Source organism: Streptomyces sp. NPDC091282, from assembly GCF_044757385.1.
Taxonomy (GTDB): Bacteria; Actinomycetota; Actinomycetes; order Streptomycetales; family Streptomycetaceae; genus Streptomyces; species Streptomyces gramineus.
Genome location: NZ_JBIVUX010000001.1, coordinates 208,794 through 224,262, shown reverse-complemented (window position 1 = coordinate 224,262; position 15,469 = coordinate 208,794). Strand labels below are relative to the sequence as shown.

General features: G+C 74.0%; 16 protein-coding genes and 1 pseudogene. 9 read left to right on the top strand and 8 right to left on the bottom strand.

Annotated elements, in window-relative coordinates:
- Positions 1 to 123 precede the first annotated feature (123 nt).
- A complete protein-coding gene (locus tag ACIQOE_RS01075; protein ID WP_351326374.1) occupies positions 124 to 582 on the top strand; it encodes a DoxX family protein in 459 nt (152 codons plus the stop codon).
- Between the two features lie 47 nt (positions 583 to 629).
- Here ACIQOE_RS01075 and ACIQOE_RS01070 read toward each other — a convergent pair whose 3' ends face one another.
- Complete coding sequence (locus ACIQOE_RS01070) at positions 630 to 1,244, bottom strand: RNA-binding S4 domain-containing protein (protein ID WP_399008466.1); 615 nt, start codon at positions 1,242 to 1,244, stop codon at positions 630 to 632.
- Between the two features lie 122 nt (positions 1,245 to 1,366).
- Between ACIQOE_RS01070 and ACIQOE_RS01065 the strand changes: the two genes are divergently transcribed.
- Complete coding sequence (locus ACIQOE_RS01065) at positions 1,367 to 2,074, top strand: uracil-DNA glycosylase (protein ID WP_365555383.1); 708 nt, start codon at positions 1,367 to 1,369, stop codon at positions 2,072 to 2,074.
- A 63-nt stretch (positions 2,075 to 2,137) separates the two neighbouring features.
- Here the strand turns inward: ACIQOE_RS01065 and ACIQOE_RS01060 are convergent, their stop codons facing one another.
- Positions 2,138 to 2,812, bottom strand: coding sequence for a GntR family transcriptional regulator (locus ACIQOE_RS01060; RefSeq protein WP_365555385.1), 675 nt, complete (start codon positions 2,810 to 2,812; stop codon positions 2,138 to 2,140).
- Positions 2,813 to 2,987: 175 nt separating this feature from the next.
- Between ACIQOE_RS01060 and ACIQOE_RS01055 the strand changes: the two genes are divergently transcribed.
- On the top strand, positions 2,988 to 4,445 hold the full coding sequence (locus tag ACIQOE_RS01055; protein ID WP_401408812.1) for an NCS1 family nucleobase:cation symporter-1: 1,458 nt from the start codon (positions 2,988 to 2,990) through the stop codon (positions 4,443 to 4,445).
- Between the two features lie 5 nt (positions 4,446 to 4,450).
- Entirely contained in the window at positions 4,451 to 5,200 is a 750-nt protein-coding gene (locus ACIQOE_RS01050; RefSeq protein ID WP_399008469.1) for an aspartate/glutamate racemase family protein, read from the top strand.
- Here the strand turns inward: ACIQOE_RS01050 and ACIQOE_RS01045 are convergent.
- Together ACIQOE_RS01045 and ACIQOE_RS01040 are read right to left on the bottom strand one after the other, a co-directional pair.
- Complete coding sequence (locus ACIQOE_RS01045) at positions 5,182 to 5,634, bottom strand: GNAT family N-acetyltransferase (RefSeq protein ID WP_362639661.1); 453 nt, start codon at positions 5,632 to 5,634, stop codon at positions 5,182 to 5,184. The genes ACIQOE_RS01050 and ACIQOE_RS01045 overlap by 19 nt on opposite strands.
- Before the next feature lie 57 nt (positions 5,635 to 5,691).
- Positions 5,692 to 5,919 (bottom strand): annotated as a pseudogene (locus ACIQOE_RS01040) (RidA family protein); the annotation flags it as partial.
- 177 nt (positions 5,920 to 6,096) lie between these two features.
- Here ACIQOE_RS01040 and ACIQOE_RS01035 point away from each other — a divergent pair.
- From ACIQOE_RS01035 to ACIQOE_RS01025, 3 genes are all read left to right on the top strand, one after another.
- Positions 6,097 to 6,621, top strand: a complete 525-nt coding sequence (locus tag ACIQOE_RS01035) for a hypothetical protein (protein WP_401408809.1) — start codon at positions 6,097 to 6,099, stop codon at positions 6,619 to 6,621.
- A gap of 103 nt (positions 6,622 to 6,724) precedes the next feature.
- Positions 6,725 to 7,456 (top strand): hypothetical protein, encoded by a 732-nt coding sequence (locus tag ACIQOE_RS01030; RefSeq protein ID WP_351326364.1) that lies wholly within the window; start codon positions 6,725 to 6,727, stop codon positions 7,454 to 7,456.
- Between the two features lie 527 nt (positions 7,457 to 7,983).
- Entirely contained in the window at positions 7,984 to 9,840 is a 1,857-nt protein-coding gene (locus ACIQOE_RS01025; RefSeq protein WP_401408806.1) for an FUSC family protein, read from the top strand.
- A gap of 19 nt (positions 9,841 to 9,859) precedes the next feature.
- Here the strand turns inward: ACIQOE_RS01025 and ACIQOE_RS01020 are convergent, their stop codons facing one another.
- A complete protein-coding gene (locus ACIQOE_RS01020) occupies positions 9,860 to 10,816 on the bottom strand; it encodes an endonuclease/exonuclease/phosphatase family protein (protein ID WP_401408803.1) in 957 nt (318 codons plus the stop codon).
- Positions 10,817 to 11,071: 255 nt separating this feature from the next.
- Here ACIQOE_RS01020 and ACIQOE_RS01015 point away from each other — a divergent pair, with 255 nt between their 5' ends.
- Together ACIQOE_RS01015 and ACIQOE_RS01010 are read left to right on the top strand one after the other, a co-directional pair.
- Positions 11,072 to 11,716, top strand: a complete 645-nt coding sequence (locus ACIQOE_RS01015) for a DUF899 domain-containing protein (RefSeq protein WP_351326358.1) — start codon at positions 11,072 to 11,074, stop codon at positions 11,714 to 11,716.
- A gap of 155 nt (positions 11,717 to 11,871) precedes the next feature.
- Positions 11,872 to 12,051 carry a hypothetical protein gene (locus tag ACIQOE_RS01010; RefSeq protein WP_351326356.1) on the top strand — a complete coding sequence of 60 codons (180 nt, stop codon included), beginning with the start codon at positions 11,872 to 11,874 and terminating at the stop codon, positions 12,049 to 12,051.
- Here the strand turns inward: ACIQOE_RS01010 and ACIQOE_RS01005 are convergent.
- The 3 genes from ACIQOE_RS01005 to ACIQOE_RS00995 form a co-directional block, all read right to left on the bottom strand.
- Positions 12,048 to 13,910: an ABC transporter ATP-binding protein gene (locus ACIQOE_RS01005; protein WP_362639660.1), complete on the bottom strand. Its 1,863-nt coding sequence runs from the start codon at positions 13,908 to 13,910 to the stop codon at positions 12,048 to 12,050. The genes ACIQOE_RS01010 and ACIQOE_RS01005 overlap by 4 nt on opposite strands.
- 378 nt (positions 13,911 to 14,288) lie before the next feature.
- Complete coding sequence (locus ACIQOE_RS01000) at positions 14,289 to 14,723, bottom strand: hypothetical protein (RefSeq protein ID WP_351326355.1); 435 nt, start codon at positions 14,721 to 14,723, stop codon at positions 14,289 to 14,291.
- Positions 14,720 to 15,292 (bottom strand): ATP-binding protein, encoded by a 573-nt coding sequence (locus ACIQOE_RS00995; RefSeq protein ID WP_401410063.1) that lies wholly within the window; start codon positions 15,290 to 15,292, stop codon positions 14,720 to 14,722. Before ACIQOE_RS00995 ends, ACIQOE_RS01000 begins: the two co-directional genes overlap by 4 nt.
- Positions 15,293 to 15,469: the final 177 nt, after the last annotated feature.

Below are 15,469 nucleotides of genomic sequence, written 5' to 3'. Positions count from 1 at the left end.
GACGCACGGTGGGCGCCGCCGGTGACGCCGGCCGGCAACGGCCCCCGGCGGCCGATGAGTTCTCCGCGGGTCGCGGGTCTACCCCGGTGACAGCATCAGGGACCGCTTCCCCAGGAGAACCCCATGACCGAGTCCGCCGCCTCCGCCGCTCTCACCGCTCCCGCCTCCGTGGCCGCCGGTCCGGCGACCGCCCGTGGCCGCCGGGCGGCCCGCGCGGCCCTGCGCACGGTGCAGGTGCTGCTGGCCCTCTTCTACGCCGGCGCGAGCGCGCTGCCCAAGCTGATCGCGCACCCGACGGCCGTCGAGTCCTTCGACAGGATCGGCTGGGGCAGCGCCGGCATGTACACCATCGGAGCGCTCGAACTCGCCGGTGCGGTCGCCCTGCTGGTCCCGGTGCTGCAGTCGGTGGCGGCGACGGCGCTGAGCGCGCTCATGGTGGGCGCGTTCATCGTCCAGCTCACCGTCTTCGACGGCCAGAACGCGGCGACCCCGCTCGTGCTGATCGTCCCGCTGGCGCTGATCGCCTGGGCCCGGCGCGGCCAGAACGCCCGACTGTGGGGCCTGCTCCGGTCACGGGCCTGACGCCCGCGCGCACCACGGGGCGGAGGGCCGAGCCGGGAGCCGCCGGATCAGCGTCCGCCGCCCGGCCGGCCCGGTCCGCCCGCGCCGCCGGGTCCACCCGCGCCGCCCGTCCCGCCGAGGCCGCGCAGCCGTTCCAGATCGCGCCGGTCGCGCTTGGTGGGGCGGCCGGCGCCGCGGTCGCGCAGGCCGATGGGGACGAAGGCCTCGCGGGGCGGGGGCGGCGGGGAGTTGTCGACGTAGCACTGCGCCGCCACCGGGGCGCCGACCCGCTTGCGGATCAGACGCTTCACGACGACGATCCGCTCCCGTCCCTCCTGACGCACCCGTACCTCGTCGCCGACGCGCACGGAGTGGGCGGGCTTGACCCGCTCGCCGTTCACCTGGACATGCCCGCCCCGGCAGGCGGTGGCACCCATCGAACGCGTCTTGACCAGGCGCACGGCCCAGATCCAGCTGTCGATCCGCACGTTCTCACCGGGAGCCGGACCCGCGGCCTCGGCGGCGGCGACGGCCGCGGCGACAGCGGCCGGATCGGGTGCGGGGGCGGAACCGGCGGCCTGCGCGGCGGGAGCCGCGGTGCCGCCGGCAGGCTCGGCCGGGGCGGGACGCGCCGTCCCACCGCTGTCGTGCCCGGTGCTCGAGCCCGCGTCCTCAGAAGCCATGCCCCGACCTTAGCCCGCCGGGCCGGGAGACACGGAGCCGATTTCCCGGACGCCGGTGCGGCACGGCCGCCGACCGGGCACCTCCCGCCCGCACCGGGCCCCGTGGCTCTACCGTTGACCTCGTGCCCCGCCCGCCCGACTCCTCGCCCGCCCCTCTCGCCCTCCTCGACCAGCGGATCAGCGAGTGCCGGGCCTGCCCGCGCCTGGTCGCCTGGCGCGAGGAGGTGGCCCGCACCAAGCGCGCCGCGTTCGCCGACTGGACGTACTGGGGGCGGCCCGTGCCCGGCTTCGGACCGGCCGACGCGCCGCTGCTGATCATCGGGCTCGCACCGGCCGCGCACGGCGCCAACCGCACCGGCCGGATGTTCACCGGCGACCGCTCCGGCGACGTGCTGTACCAGGCGCTGTACGACGTCGGGCTCGCCTCGCAGCCGACGGCGGAGCGCATCGGCGACGGCCTGGAGCTGTACGGCGTGCGCATCACGGCGCCCGTGCACTGCGCCCCGCCCGACAACAAGCCGACTCCCGCGGAGCGCGACACCTGCCGGTCCTGGCTGGTCGAGGAGCTGACGCTGCTGCGGCCGACCGCACGCGCGGCCGTCGTGCTCGGCGCCTTCGGCTGGCAGGCGGCACTGCCCGCGCTGGCCGCGGCCGGCTGGAACGTGCCCCGGCCCCGGCCGGCCTTCGCCCACGGCACCCGGGTCGGCCTCGGCGGCCTGGACCTGTTCGGCTGCTTCCACGTGAGCCAGCGCAACACCTTCACCGGCCGCCTCACCCCCGAGATGCTCCGCGACGTCCTGCGCACGGCGGCCGAGGCGGCCGGACTCTGACCCGGACGGCCCGCCCCTGCGGCGCCGCCGCCCGTCGGCCGCCGGTGGAGCGGCGGTCCCGGGTCAGAGCCGCTGCTCGGCCTCCTCGCCGAACAGGTGCCGTACCGTCGACCGGTGGTTGGCCCGCACGTGGCCGAGGGCGCTCGCGCGGGCGCGGTCCGGGTCGCCGGAGGCGATCGCGTCGTACAGCTCGCGGTGTTCGGCGAGCAGGTGCGGCCACTCCTCGTTGCGCCGGGTGAGCCAGCGCAGCCGGCCGTCGACCGGTTCCATCACCGAGATGAGCAGGCTGTTGCCGGCCAGGGCCAGGATCCGGTCGTGGAAGCGGGTGTTGATGTCGGTGATCGTCTCGGCGTCCCCGGCCCGCGTCGCGGCGGCCGCCCGGTCGAGGAGTTCCCGCAGCTCGGCCAGTGCCCCCGGGGTCGCCCGTGCCGCCGCGAGCCCGGCCGCGTAGACCTCCAGTGCCTCGCGCAGCTCGAAGAGTTCCCGGACGTCGGCGGGGGTCAGCCGGCGCACGACGGTCCGGCGGGCCGACTCGAAGAGGACGAAGCCCTCGGCGACCAGGGCCCGGATCGCCTCGCGCACCGGCACCCGGGACACCCCGAACCGCTCGGCCAGTTCGCGCTCGACCAGCCGGTCGCCCGGGCCCAGCCGCCCCGCGATGATGTCCTGCCGCAGGGTCGCGAGGACGCGTTCGCGCACCGCGCCCAGGGGCTCGGTCTTCGTCGAGGGGGATCCCATGGGGCCATCTTCGCCGACCGCGGGGGCTTTTACGGAGCCGTAACGGGACGGACATCGGTCGCAACGCTTGACGGGAGGACCATGACGGCAGTTTGGTATACCAAACGCGCGCACCACTTGCCCGGCAGCCACCCTCCACACCCTCCCCGCAGCCCTCGTAGTCCCTGGAGGCCCCGTGTCCCTGGCCGACCGCGCCGAAGCCACCGGCGCACCCGCGTTCCGCCCCGATCCCCGCCTCACCAACGAGGACCTCGCCCCCGCCGAGAAGCGGAACTGGAAGGTCTTCGACCTCTTCGCCATGTGGATGTCCGACGTCCACAACCTCGGCAACTACACCTTCGCCGCCGGTCTGCTGGTCCTCGGCATGAACGTGTGGCAGGTCTTCACCTCCCTCCTCGCCGGCTTCGTGCTCATCTACGTCGGCATGAACCGGATGGGCCGGATCGGCCAGCGCCACGGCGTGCCGTTCCCGGTGGTCAGCCGGATCAGCTTCGGCGTCTGGGGCGCCAACGTCCCGGCACTCATCCGGGCCGTGATCGCCATCATGTGGTACGGCATCCAGACCTACCTGGCGTCCGTCGCCGTCAACGTGATGCTGCTGGCGGCCTGGCCCGGCCTGGAATCCTGGACCCGCCACTCCTTCCTCGGCCTGGACGCGCTCGGCTGGATCTCCTTCGTCTCGCTCTGGCTGATCCAGGCGGCGATCATCAGCCGGGGGATGGAGACCATCCGGAAGTTCCAGGACTTCTGCGGCCCCGCGATCTGGCTGGTGATGATCGCCCTCGCGGTCTGGATCCTGGCCAGGGCGCACTGGACCATCTCGCTCACCTCCACCCCGCACCCGGTCTCCGCCGGCGAACAGTGGCGGCAGTGGTTCGGCGCGATCGGCCTGATCCTGGCCACCTACGGCACGCTGATGCTCAACTTCTGCGACTTCTCGCGCTTCGCACCCGACTACCGCACCGTCCGCCGCGGCAACTTCTGGGGCCTGCCCGTCAACTCCACGGCCTTCGTGGTCGTCTCCGTGATCGTCACCGCCGGCTCGCTGGAGGTCTTCGGCGAGGCCATCACCGACCCCGCCGAACTGGTCGCCAAGGTCGGCAACACCTGGGTCCTGGTGGTGGCGGCACTGACCTTCGCGGTCGCCACCATGGGCGTCAACATCGTCGCCAACTTCGTCTCACCGGCGTACGACCTGGCCAACGTCTGGCCGCAGAAGATCAGCTTCAAGGTCGGCGGCATGATCAGCACCGTCGCCGCCCTGGTCGTCACGCCCTGGAACCTCTTCTCCAACCCCACCGTCGTCAACTACTTCCTGGGCGGCCTCGGCGCGTTCCTCGGCCCGCTGTTCGGCGTGATCATGGTCGACTACTACTGGGTCAAACGCGGCCGCGTGGACGTCGGGAAGCTGTTCGACGCGACGCCGGGATCGCCGTACCACTACCGCGGGGGCGTCAACCCCAAGGCCCTGTGGGCGTTCCTGCCGTCGGCGGCGGTCGCGGCGGTTCTCGCGCTGGTGAAGACGTTCGGCGACGTGGCGCCGTACTCCTGGTTCATCGGCACGGCCCTGGGCGCCGGGCTGTACGCGGCGCTCTGCCGCGCCGAACGGGCCGCCGCGCCGCAGGAGGTCTGACGACCGTGCGGATCGTCGTCACCAACTGCAACACCACACGCGGGATGACCGAGGAGATCGTGGAAGGTGCCCGGGCCGCCGCAGGCCCGGGCACCACCGTGACCGGTCTGACCCCCCACTGGGGCCCGGAATCCGCGGAGGGCTGGCTCGACAGCTACCTCTCGGCTGCGGCGGTCCTCGACGCGCTGCGGACGTACCACGGCCCGCCGTACGACGCGGTGGTCATGGCCGGTTTCGGGGAGCACGGCCGCGAGGGCGTACGGGAACTGGTCGACGTGCCGGTCGTGGACATCACCGAGGCCGCCGCGCACCTGGCGTGTCTGCTGGGACGCCGGTACGGCGTCGTCACGACCCTGGACCGCTCGCGCGGGCAGATCGAGGACAGCCTGGAGACGGCCGGCGTGGCCCGCAACTGCGCAGCGGTGACCAGCACCGGACTGGGCGTCCTCGACCTCGGAGGCGACCCCGGGCGCACGGAGGCCGCGTTCCTCGCGGCGGCCGAACGCGCCCGGGACGCCGGCGCCGAGGTCCTGGTCCTCGGCTGCGCCGGGATGACCGGGCTGCAAAGGACGGTGGGGGAGAAGCTCGGGCTCCCGGTCGTCGACGGTGTCGGCGCGGCGGTGAAACTGGCGGAATCACTGGTGACGCTGGGGCTCACCACCAGCCGGGCGGGCAGTTGGGCGAAGCCGCTGCCCAAGCGCCGGGTGTGGGGCGCGGCCGGATCCGGCGCCGCGCCTCAGGGCCGCCAGACGTAGCGCACGTCCGGCTCCCGTTCCTCGTTGCCGCTGCCGTCCGTGCGCTCGACGGCGACGAAGCCGTTCCGCTCGTAGAACCGGTGGGCGGGCTTGTTGACCTGGAACGTCCAGAGCGTGAGCCCCTGCGGCGAGCGCTCCTTGGCCAGCGCGACGAACCGGTCGCCGAGACCCCGCCCCCGCCACCCGGGGTCCAGGTACAACTGGGACAGCAGCTCCCCGTCGAGCACCATCACGCCCACCACCCGGCCGTCCGCCTCCGCGAGCCAGGTCTCCCGCTCCGGCACCACCACGTCCCGGAAGTACGCCCGTACCTCGTCGTCGGCACGGGGCCGGACGACGGTGGGCAGGGCGGCGGAGAACGACCGCAGCCAGACGTCGGCGACGGCACCGGCGTCCGCTCCCGCGGCCCGGCGCAGCACCGGCTCCGCGGGCACCACGGCCGTGGCCGTGATCTCCACCAGCTGCCCGGTGTACCCGAGGCAGGCCACACCGAGCAGGGTCGAGGAATGCGGCCCCGCACCGATCCCGGAAGCCCTGACCACCTGCCAGACGGCGGACAGTTCGGCCGGATCACCGCTCACGACGTACACGTCGGTCGCCACCACGTGCTCCAGATCGCTGCCCACGGACCGCAGTTGCTCACCGAGATTGGCGATGGCCTGCCGGGCCTGCCGCACCGGATCACCCGGAGCCAGCCGCCCGTCGGCGTCGAGCGGCACGGCCCCGGCGAGAAACGCGAGCCGCGTACCGGCCTCGACGACGGAGACGTGCGCGTAGCCGGGGGGCGGGAAGAGGGCGGGGGTGATGACACGACGGATCACGGCGGTTCCTCGGGCAGACGACGGGCGGCGTCCCGATCATCCGGACACCGGACCCCGAGCGCACCCCGATATCCGTTGGACGGAGCGGCTTTCGGCCGTCAGCCTTGGGCCCGCGGACACGGCGCGCCCGCGGAGACGGTACGTGCGGGGGCACCGCCCGGGTCCGGACCGTGCGCGGCCCGGACCGCGCTCGCCGGCGACATCTCGGAGGCCGCCATCTCACGCACCGTCCACCACGTCCCCAGCAGGCACCGCACCGGCCCGGCGTACTGGCCGCACGGCCTGCCGGGCCCCTTCACCTTCCACGCGCTCACCGAACTCCGCTACTCGGCAGCGGAGTCGTCCCTCCGGCGCACCGCCGGCCGCCGTCCCGTGCCGGTGCCCGTCGTGCGGGCCTTCACCGCGTACACCTACCCGCGGGCCTTCAACGCCCGGCCCCAGGGGCCGTACGAGTCGACGGCCAGGGCCGCGCTGCGGGCCTTTCGCACCGAGGCCCGCAAACGGCTGCGGGCGGCTCCGCCCGACGCCCTGCTCCGCGTCGCGGAGGAACTGGACCATCCGCCGACCCGGCACCGGCACCGCAATATCAGGGAGTTGTGAGAACGTCTCGCGGACGGTATTCGACCGGCCTCGCGCAGCACATCCCTTCGCCGCTCGAAAATCCGTTGGAAACAGCCGAGTCGGCGCTGCTACCTTCCTCCACGTGGCGAAACTCAATCAGATCATCGCGGTCGAGAAGGGCATCAAGTCCAAGGCGCATCAGGACCTGACGGCAGCTCATCACGGGTTGCAGAAGCCCGCTTTGCTGGCCGGTATCTCGCGGACCTATCAGCCGAAGGACGAGGAGGGCGAGCAGTTGCCGCCCGAGTCCACGCGGGTCCAGGTCAAGGCCGAGGACGTGCTGCGGGAGACCTCGGCCACGCTGACGCGGCTCTTCGACGTGACCGCCACCAAGGACTGGGCCAACTGCGAGGCCACGGCCGACGTGACCGTGGACGGCCGGGTACTCGTCGCCGGCGTACCCGTCGCCTACCTGCTGTTCCTGGAGAAGCAGCTCGTCGACCTCAACACCTTCGTGCGGAAGCTGCCCGTGCTCGACGCGTCCGAGTCGTGGGTGCAGGACCCCTCCACCGACGCCTGGAAGACCGAGCCGGTGCGGACCCTGCGGACCAAGAAGGTCCCCCGCAACCACGTGAAGGCCGAGGCGACCGAGAAACACCCGGCGCAGGTCGAGGTCTACTACGAGGACATTCCGGTGGGATATTGGACCACCGTCAAGTTCTCCGGTGCCCTGCCCGCCCGGCGTATCAACGAACTTCTCGACCGGGTCGAGAAGTTGCAGCAGGCCGTCAAATTCGCCCGCGAGGAGGCGAACGGCGCCGACGTCGTCGACCAGCGGGTCGGTGACGCCGTGTTCGGCTATCTCTTCGGATAACCGATTCCAGACTCCCCGGCCCTGTGCGGCCGGGGTGCGCGAGGAGCGCAAAGCTGAAGCTGAGCCTTGTCGTGACGAGCGGTCGTACCCCACAGAACACGGGGCGGACCGCGTTGAATCTCAGACTCTCGCTCCAGACTCAGCATTCGCCGCCGATCGCCGGATCGAACGGGCCCGGGCCCCAGCACGTCGAAATGCAGGTTCAAGTCCTGCCCGCGCAGCTCGATGCGTGGTGGTCCAAAGGAAGGACGCGGCGACCTCACGACTGACCCGGGTTCTCAAGTGTGCCGGCGTGTGACGATGGGCGGCTCTCCGGGGCCCGGGGGCAGGCTACGCCCCCGGGCCCGCTCCCGTTCCCCTGACCTTGCGTTCATGAAGAACACGGCTCTCCGTCCCTCTTGTCACACCTCCGACATACGGCGGGACCTTTCCGTACGGGAACACCGCCTACCCTGGGAACACCGAAGCCGACAGCCCGGCCACCGTCGTCCGAAGGCACACCCCGCCCTCGCCCGGACAGGAGCCCCGTGTCCCCTCGTGTCGCCCCGCCGCCCTGGCTCGCCCACGCCCTGCGCGCACAGCGCGGGCCCGTGCCCTGGAGCGCCGTGACGAGAGGGGCGCTGGCTGCCGGGCCGCTCCTGCTCGCCTCGGTCGTCCTCCACCACACCTCCCTCGGCGTGATCGCCGCCATCGCCGCGATGCTCGCCGGGATCAACGACCGGCCCGGCAGCAGGCGGGCCGCCGTGCGCCGGCTCGGGGCGCCCGCAGCCGCCGGCGCCGCGGGACTGCTCGCCGGAACCTACGGCGGCGCCCACCTCACCGCCCTGCCCCTGACCCTGCTGCTCACCGTGCTCGGCCTGGTCGCGGGCGCCACGAGCGCCGCCGGGCCGGTCGCCTCCGGGGCCGGGACGCAGTTCCTGGTCGCCGCCGCCGTCGGCGCCGGAATGCCGGTGCCCGAAGCGGGCTGGCAGCGCGCCCTCGCCTTCCTCGCCGGAGCCGGCTGGCTGCTGGCGCTGCGCCTCGCCCTGCCCACCCCCGGCGCACTCGCCGGCGACTACCGCTTCGACGGCGAACGGCACGCCGTCGCCGCCGTGTACGACGCCGTCGCCGACCTGCTCACCGCCGTCGGCACCGAGACCGCCCTGGAACGGCGCGGAGCGCTCACCGCCGCACTCGACCACGCCCAGGACGCGCTCACCGGGCCCCGGCTGCGGCGCCACGCAAGTTCCGCCGCCGAGCGCCGGCTGCACGCGCAGTACGCCGCCGCGCTGCCCCTCGCCGAGGCGGCCACCGCGCTGGCCTGGGCGGCGGAACGGATCTCCGACCGGGCCGCCGAGGGCCCGCGGCGGCTCGCCACCGCGGTCCGCGACGGCCGCGGCAGCGGACCGCTGCCCGCGCCGTCCCGGTCGGCACCCGCCCTGCGCGCCCTGGACGACGCCCTGCTGCGCGCCGCCGAGGCCTTCGACCGCGCCGGTGACGGCGGGCACCGGCCGCCCGTCCGGCGCCGCGGCCCGAAGGAGGTCCTGCGGGCCGCGCTCGGCAGCGGCGGCCGGGAGTACGGGCTGCGCGTCGCCCTCTGCTTCGGGGCCGCCGCCGGCCTCGCCCAGGCCCTGCACCACGCCCGCTGGTACGGCGAGCACCAGCACTGGTACTGGCTGCCCGCCACCGCCGTCTTCCTCGTCAAGCCCGACCTCGGACCGCTCGCCTCCCGGGTGCTGTGCCGGGCCGCCGGGACCATTCTCGGCGCCCTCGTCTTCGCGGCCCTCGCCGCCGTACTGCCCCGGCCCGCGGGGCTGGTCGCGCTGGTCGCCGTCTGCGGCGCGGTCCTGCCGGTGGCCACCCGGCACTTCGCCGCCCAGACCGCCGCCGCCACCGTCCTCGTGCTCGCCCTGGTCATGGCCGGCGGCGAACCGCAGGCCTCCGCCGGCCGCATCGGCGAGACGCTGCTGGCCTGCGCGATCGTGCTGGTCGTGGGGCATCTGCCGATGGCCGGGAAGCGGGGCGGCGGGGTGCGGGCCCGGCTCGCGGCCGCCGGGCGGGCCGCGCACGCCTACCTCGGCCACGTCCTGGGCGAGTCCGCCGACCGCGGCGAACGCTGGGCCCTGCGCCGCGAGGCCTACCGCACCCTCGCCGAGGCCCGCACCGCCATCGCCCTCGCCGCCGCGGAACTCCCCGCCCTGGCCCGGCACTCCGAGGGCACCGACGCGGTGGCCGCGGTGCTCGAACGGCTCGTGGACACGACCACCGCGTGCGCCGTGCACCTCGACGAGACCGGACACCTCACCGCCCGGCACATCCGGCAACTGGAGGACCTGGCGGCCCGACTGGAGCACGGCGGACGGCGGCTCGGACTCAGGGTGCCGAGGATGCCGGCCGCCGCGTAGGCGGCCGGGCCGCCCGGTCTCAGTCCCCGAAGCGCGCCCACACCGGAGCGTGGTCCGACCCTGGCGCCCCGCGGCGCACCGCCGGGTCCTCGCCCACCGACGGCAGGTCCGGCGGGGCCGCGGCACCCGGCAGACCCGTGCCCGCCGCCGTCAGACGGTGCACCAGGCGGTGGCTGAGGAGGAGGTGGTCGATCAGTTCGCGGCGGCCCGAGTCGACGCGTGAGTAGCGCTGTTCGGCCGGTATCCGCGGCGCCGTGTCCCACAGCCGTACGGCGTCGCCCCGGTCCGCGCGGTCGTAGCCGGCGGTGCCGATCTCCGAGCCGGGCGGCCCGAGCAGGATCTGCGTGGTGGCCGCCTGCACCTCGTCGTTGAGGTCGCCGAGCACCACCACGTCCCTGGTGGTGCCCCGGCCGTCCAGGAGTTCGTCCGCCAGCGCCCGCAGGGCCGTCGCCTCGGCGGCGCGCCGGAAGAGGGCGTACGCCCCGTAGCGCGCGCGTTCGCCCTCGTCACGCGGTGCGAAGCGGCCGCCGGGATAGCCGAGCAGCTTCGACTTGAGATGGGCGACCGCCGCCGTCAGCGGACCGGCCGGGGTCGGGACCGTGACGGCCAGGAACCCGCGCCCGGCCGCGGTGGCGGTCGCGCCCGAATCGTCGGTCTGCACCGGGTCCAGCTGGGCCGGGAGCGCCGCCGTGTCGGCGACCACCGCCGGTTCGGCGCGCGCCAGGAAACCGACGCGGATGCCCCGGCCGTCGGGATGCGAGGAGAGGGCCGTGTGCCAGTCGCCGTCCAGCAGGTCCGTCAGATCCCGCAGGGCGTCGGGGTCCCCGACCTCCTGGACGCCGAGCAGCGCCGGGTCGAGTGCGGTGATCACGGACGCGAGGGCGGCGAGCTTCGCCTCGTACGCGGACTTGTCCTTGGGGCCGTAGGGGCTGCCGGGTCGGTAGAGGTTCTCTAGGTTCCAGGTGCCGAGGAGCATGCCCGGCTCCTTCCAGGAGGTGGTGCGGCCAGCGTCCTCGTCCCGGCCGGTGTGCGACAGGGCCAGGACAGGATGCGCGGTCCGGCTCGCCCGCCCCGAGGACCGGGCGGTACGTCGAGGCGGTGAGCGTCCCCCGCCGCCGGGGCCCGCGGAACGCCGCGCTCCGGCCGCGCGGAAAAAATATTCGGCGGCGGCGATGAGTTCCGCGTCCCGCGGCGGTCAGCACCCGGAACCGACCGTCGTACAGGAGGGCCCATGTCGCTTCCGGAGATCGTCTCGCGCGAGCGGTGGCGTGCCGCGCGTGAGGAGTTACTGCTCAAGGAAGAGGCGCTCACACGCGCGCGGGACGCGCTCAACGCCGAACGGCGCCGGCTCCCGATGGTCGAGGTCGACCCCGAGTACGTCCTCGAAGGCGGCGACGGCAAGGCCACCCTGCTCGACCTCTTCGAGGGACGCGCCCAACTGATCGTCTACCACTTCATGTTCGCCCCGGAGTGGGAGGCGGGCTGCCCCAACTGCTCCGCGTTCCTCGACCAGATCGGCCACCTCGCCCATCTGCGGGCCCGCGGCACCTCGTTCGCGGTGGTGTCCCGGGCCCCGTTCACCCGGATCCTGCCGTTCAAGGCGCGGATGGGCTGGACGCTGCCCTGGTACTCCTCGCGCCACAGCGACTTCAACCGCGACTTCGGGGCGACCCTGGTGGTCGACGACGACCCGGTCGAACGGCCCGGGATCAGCTGCTTCCTGCGCGAGCACGACCGCGTCTTCCACACCTACTCGGCCCACGGCCGCGCTCTCGACGCAATCGGCTCGACCGACTCCCTGCTCGACCTGACGGCGCTCGGCCGGCTGCCGGCGGGCAGTGACCGGGTGCGCTATCACGACGAGTACGAAGACTGACACGAACGGTCACGAAGGTGGCCGAAAGTCAACGGACTCTCACCCTCCGCGCCGAAGGCGTGTCGGCTATGTCTCAGTACCGTCACCGGCCGAGCCGTTCGCGTTCTCCGGAGCGTTGACTTCAACAAGTACGACGCACTTGTTGGAGGCGCAGGATGGTGAACGGGCGAACCGTGCTCGAAGGCTTTCCCGCAGGCGGGCCGCGGGGATCATGGCCGGCGGAGGAGTTCGCGCACGCGCGGCGGCTCGAAGGCATGCCCGCGGAGGTCGTGATGGACCTGGCGACGGACACGTTCCTGGTCATCGTGCGCGGCGGCGACGGAGCCCAGGGCTAGGGCGTGTTGCGGGCGGGCACCGCGGCCGTGAACTGGTCCGCCTGGAGCGCGTACAGCTCCGCGTAGACGCCGCCGCTCGCCAGGAGTTCGTCCGGGGTCCCGGACTCCACGACCCGGCCCTGGTCGAGGACGTGGACCAGATCGGCGTGGCGCACCGACGCCAGGCGGTGGGTGATCAGGACGACGGTCTGCCCGCCGCCCGCCAGCGCGCGGATCTTCTCGAAGACCTCCAGCTCGGCCCGGGCGTCCAGGGCGGCCGTCGGCTCGTCCACGATCAGGATGTGCCCGCGCCGGTAGGCGGCCCGCGCGATGCCGAGGCGCTGCCACTGACCGCCGGACAGCTCGTGCCCGCCGCTGAAGTTGCGGGCCAGCAGGGTGTCCAGGCCGCGCGGCAGGTCCTCGACCACCTCCTCGGCGCCCGCCTCCGACACCGACCGGGTCAGCCGCTCCTCGGTGAGCGGCGCCGACGAGCGGCCGACGGCCACGTTGACCTTGGCGGTGAAGGGCCAGCGCTTGAAGTCCTGGGCCACCATCGCGATGCGCTCGGCCAGCCGGTGCCGGTCGGCGCGGGCCGCGTCGACGCCGTCCCACAGGATCCGGCCCCGGTCCGGCTGGTACAGCCCGGCCAGCAGCTTGACCAGGGTGGTCTTCCCGGAGCCGTTCTCGCCGACCAGCGCGACGATCCGGCCGAGCGGGAGCGTGAGGGAGACGTCGTCCAGGGCGGGACGGGTGGCGTCGCCGGGGTAGGTGAACGTGACCTTCTCGAAGCGGATCTCCCGCGGGTCGTCCGGCAGCGTGTCACCGCCGGTCGGGATGGCCCGCTCGGCGGCCTCGACGTACAGCCGCTCCAGGTCGCCGACGAACAGCGCCTCCTCGTGCAGCGTGTTGACCTCCAGCACCAGCGTGTTGAGGCTCGCCGAACCGGTCCGGATCGCGATCACCGCGGTACCGGCCACCGACAGGGCCATCGCCCCGCTCAGCAGCAGCCCGCCCAGCGTCGCGTACGTGGCGACCGTCGCCAGCCCCGTCCAGGCCGCCGCGATCAGGCCGGTGCGCGCCGCGAGCCGGGCCAGCCGGGCCTGCTCCGCCTCCGCCGTCTCCGACATCGCCCGGAAGTGTCGCAGCAGGAACGGGCCGACCCCGTGCACCCGGATCTCCGGCGCCGCCTCCGGCTCGGTGAGCAGCGAGCTGATCAGCTGACCGGCGCGGGCGTGCTGCACCCAGGTGTGGAACGACTCGTAGCGGCGCCGGGCGTTGGTCAGCGCGCCCCACGCGCTCGGGATGGTCATCGTGATCAGCAGCGGCAGCAGCGCCGGGTGCAGCACGGTCAGCACGCCGGCCGCGGCGATCAGCGAGATCATCGCGTTCACCACGCGCGTGCCGTACATGATCATGCGCCGGGCGGAGGAGGCGCCGTACTGCGCGGTGTCCAGCAGCTTGTGGAAGGCGTGGTCCTCGATCGCGGCGAGTTCGACGGCCGCCGCGCGCTCCAGGTACATCTCGGTCGCCACCCGCTCGACCTTGGGTTCCAGGCGGCCGGTGGCGTAGGTGGAGGCGGCGCGCAGCACGGCGGCCACGAACAGCACGGAGGCCATGGTCACCAGGGCCGGGGCGGCGCCGCGCAGCCGTTCCTCGATGGATCCGCCGCCGATCAGCCGGCCCAGCACGCTGTTGACGGCCAGCAGGCTGACCGCCTGGGTCACGCCGATGGCCACCTGCGCGGCCAGCACCACGCGCGCGGCACCCGGATCCGCCTGGCGGGCAAGCCGCAGGCTGGACATGAGCATTCCCGGCAGGCGGGTCAGCATCGCCCGCAGGTCCAGCTCCAGGAAGGCGTCCCGGTGCTGGTTCCAGCCCATGTCGTAGCGGAGCGGCCCCCCGAACAGCAGCCGCTCCGACTCCGACACCTCGGACGCCGCCGTGTCCCGCCTCTTCGTCACCGCGTTCCTCCCCAGGGCCGTGGACGAACGGCCACTATCGCGGCCTCGGCGGCACCCGGGCAGGGCGTACGGCGGGGCTCGCGGGGCACGGGGGAGTGCGGCGGGGGTGCGGAGGCGGGGCCGGTGTCCGGCACGGCGGCTTCTCCCGGGCCGTCGTCCCCGACGCGCGGTCCCGGCCGCGGCCGTCGCGCACGGCGGCCGGTTCCCCGCGGCGGCGGGTCCTGGGCAGCGGGCCCTGCGGCGGCGGGTCCCGGGGCAGCGTGTCCCGCGCCGCCGTCGGCCGGGACCGTGCGCGGGTCAGGCGCTCAGGGGGCGGGACCACTCCGGTGTCGTCCCCGTCACCCGGCACAGGGCGAGGTAGAGCGGTATCGGCGGGGTGTACGGCACCGTGCCCGCGGAGCGGTGGATCAGCCGGGCGGCGCCGGGGAGCGGGGCGCCCGGACTGTAGTGGGCCGGGGCGGGCCAGCTGAGCGCGTAGTCGGAGTCGGACGGGACGATCCACCACCAGCGCGTACCGTCGGCGTACACGCATCCGACCCGCGGCAGCCGGGGGATCACCAGCGGCCCGAGACGGGCCGGTACGGCCACGGCGTCGCAGCCCAGCGGGGTCGTCATGCCCTCCGGCACCGGGTGCCTGCGGTCACCGTCGGCGGCGGCCGAGGGCCGGCCGCGCTGCAGCCGGACCAGGGTGTCCAGGCCCAGTGACCGGCCGGAACCGGGGATGCCGTTCACGCCCGCCTCCGCCCGGGCACCGGGCGCAGCGCCGCGTCCGACTGCCCCTCCTCCCCGGAACCGGGCGAGGGACGGTGGACCGGGCTGTGCGCGGGCCCGTGCGACGGGTCGCGCGAGGGTCCCCGGGACGAGCCGCGCGACGGGCCCGGGTCGGGGCGGGCGCCCCATCCCAGGTCGTCGCGGGGCTCGGCGGAGTCCTGGGCGGCGGACCGGTGCGGCAGCTCCGCCCAGACCAGCAGCCCGGAACCGTGCTCCTGAGCTCCCCATGCCCGGCACAGCGCCTCGACGAGGAGCAACCCCCTCCCGTGCTCCTCCTCAGGACGCTGTGGGGACGGGTGGGGCTCATCCGGTGCACAGCCCTCGTCCTGCACGGCGATGCGCACCGTGCCGTCGTGGTCCCGCACCTCGCACACGACGCGACTGGTCGCGGTGTGCACGATCGCGTTGGTGACCAGCTCGGAGATGACGAGCAGGGCGGTGTCACAGGTGTCCGCGCAGACCGACCAGCCGGTCAGCCGGGCGCGCACCAGGCGTCTCGCCTGTGCGGGGGAACCCGGATGAGCGGCCAGCTCGAACCGGAACCGGCGCTCGGCAACGCCCCCACCAGGGGCGACAACCGCGGAGGCGCCGAGACCGGGACGGTCCGCGGCGGCGTCTGTTCCTAAGGGCGGGGACGGAATCACGCTTGCCACTATCGCCCCGCCGTGAACACTTGGCAAGAGTCACTCTGAAAAATGCAGAGTGCT

Coding starts and splice junctions, on each gene's coding strand:
- ACIQOE_RS01075 (WP_351326374.1), top strand. CDS start 124: ATGACCGAGTCCGCCGCCTCCGCCGCTCTCACCGCTCCCGCCTCCGTG.
- ACIQOE_RS01070 (WP_399008466.1), bottom strand. CDS start 1,244: ATGGCTTCTGAGGACGCGGGCTCGAGCACCGGGCACGACAGCGGTGGG.
- ACIQOE_RS01060 (WP_365555385.1), bottom strand. CDS start 2,812: ATGGGATCCCCCTCGACGAAGACCGAGCCCCTGGGCGCGGTGCGCGAA.
- ACIQOE_RS01020 (WP_401408803.1), bottom strand. CDS start 10,816: ATGCTCCTCGGCACCTGGAACCTAGAGAACCTCTACCGACCCGGCAGC.
- ACIQOE_RS01015 (WP_351326358.1), top strand. CDS start 11,072: ATGTCGCTTCCGGAGATCGTCTCGCGCGAGCGGTGGCGTGCCGCGCGT.
- ACIQOE_RS01010 (WP_351326356.1), top strand. CDS start 11,872: ATGGTGAACGGGCGAACCGTGCTCGAAGGCTTTCCCGCAGGCGGGCCG.
- ACIQOE_RS01005 (WP_362639660.1), bottom strand. CDS start 13,910: ATGGGCTGGAACCAGCACCGGGACGCCTTCCTGGAGCTGGACCTGCGG.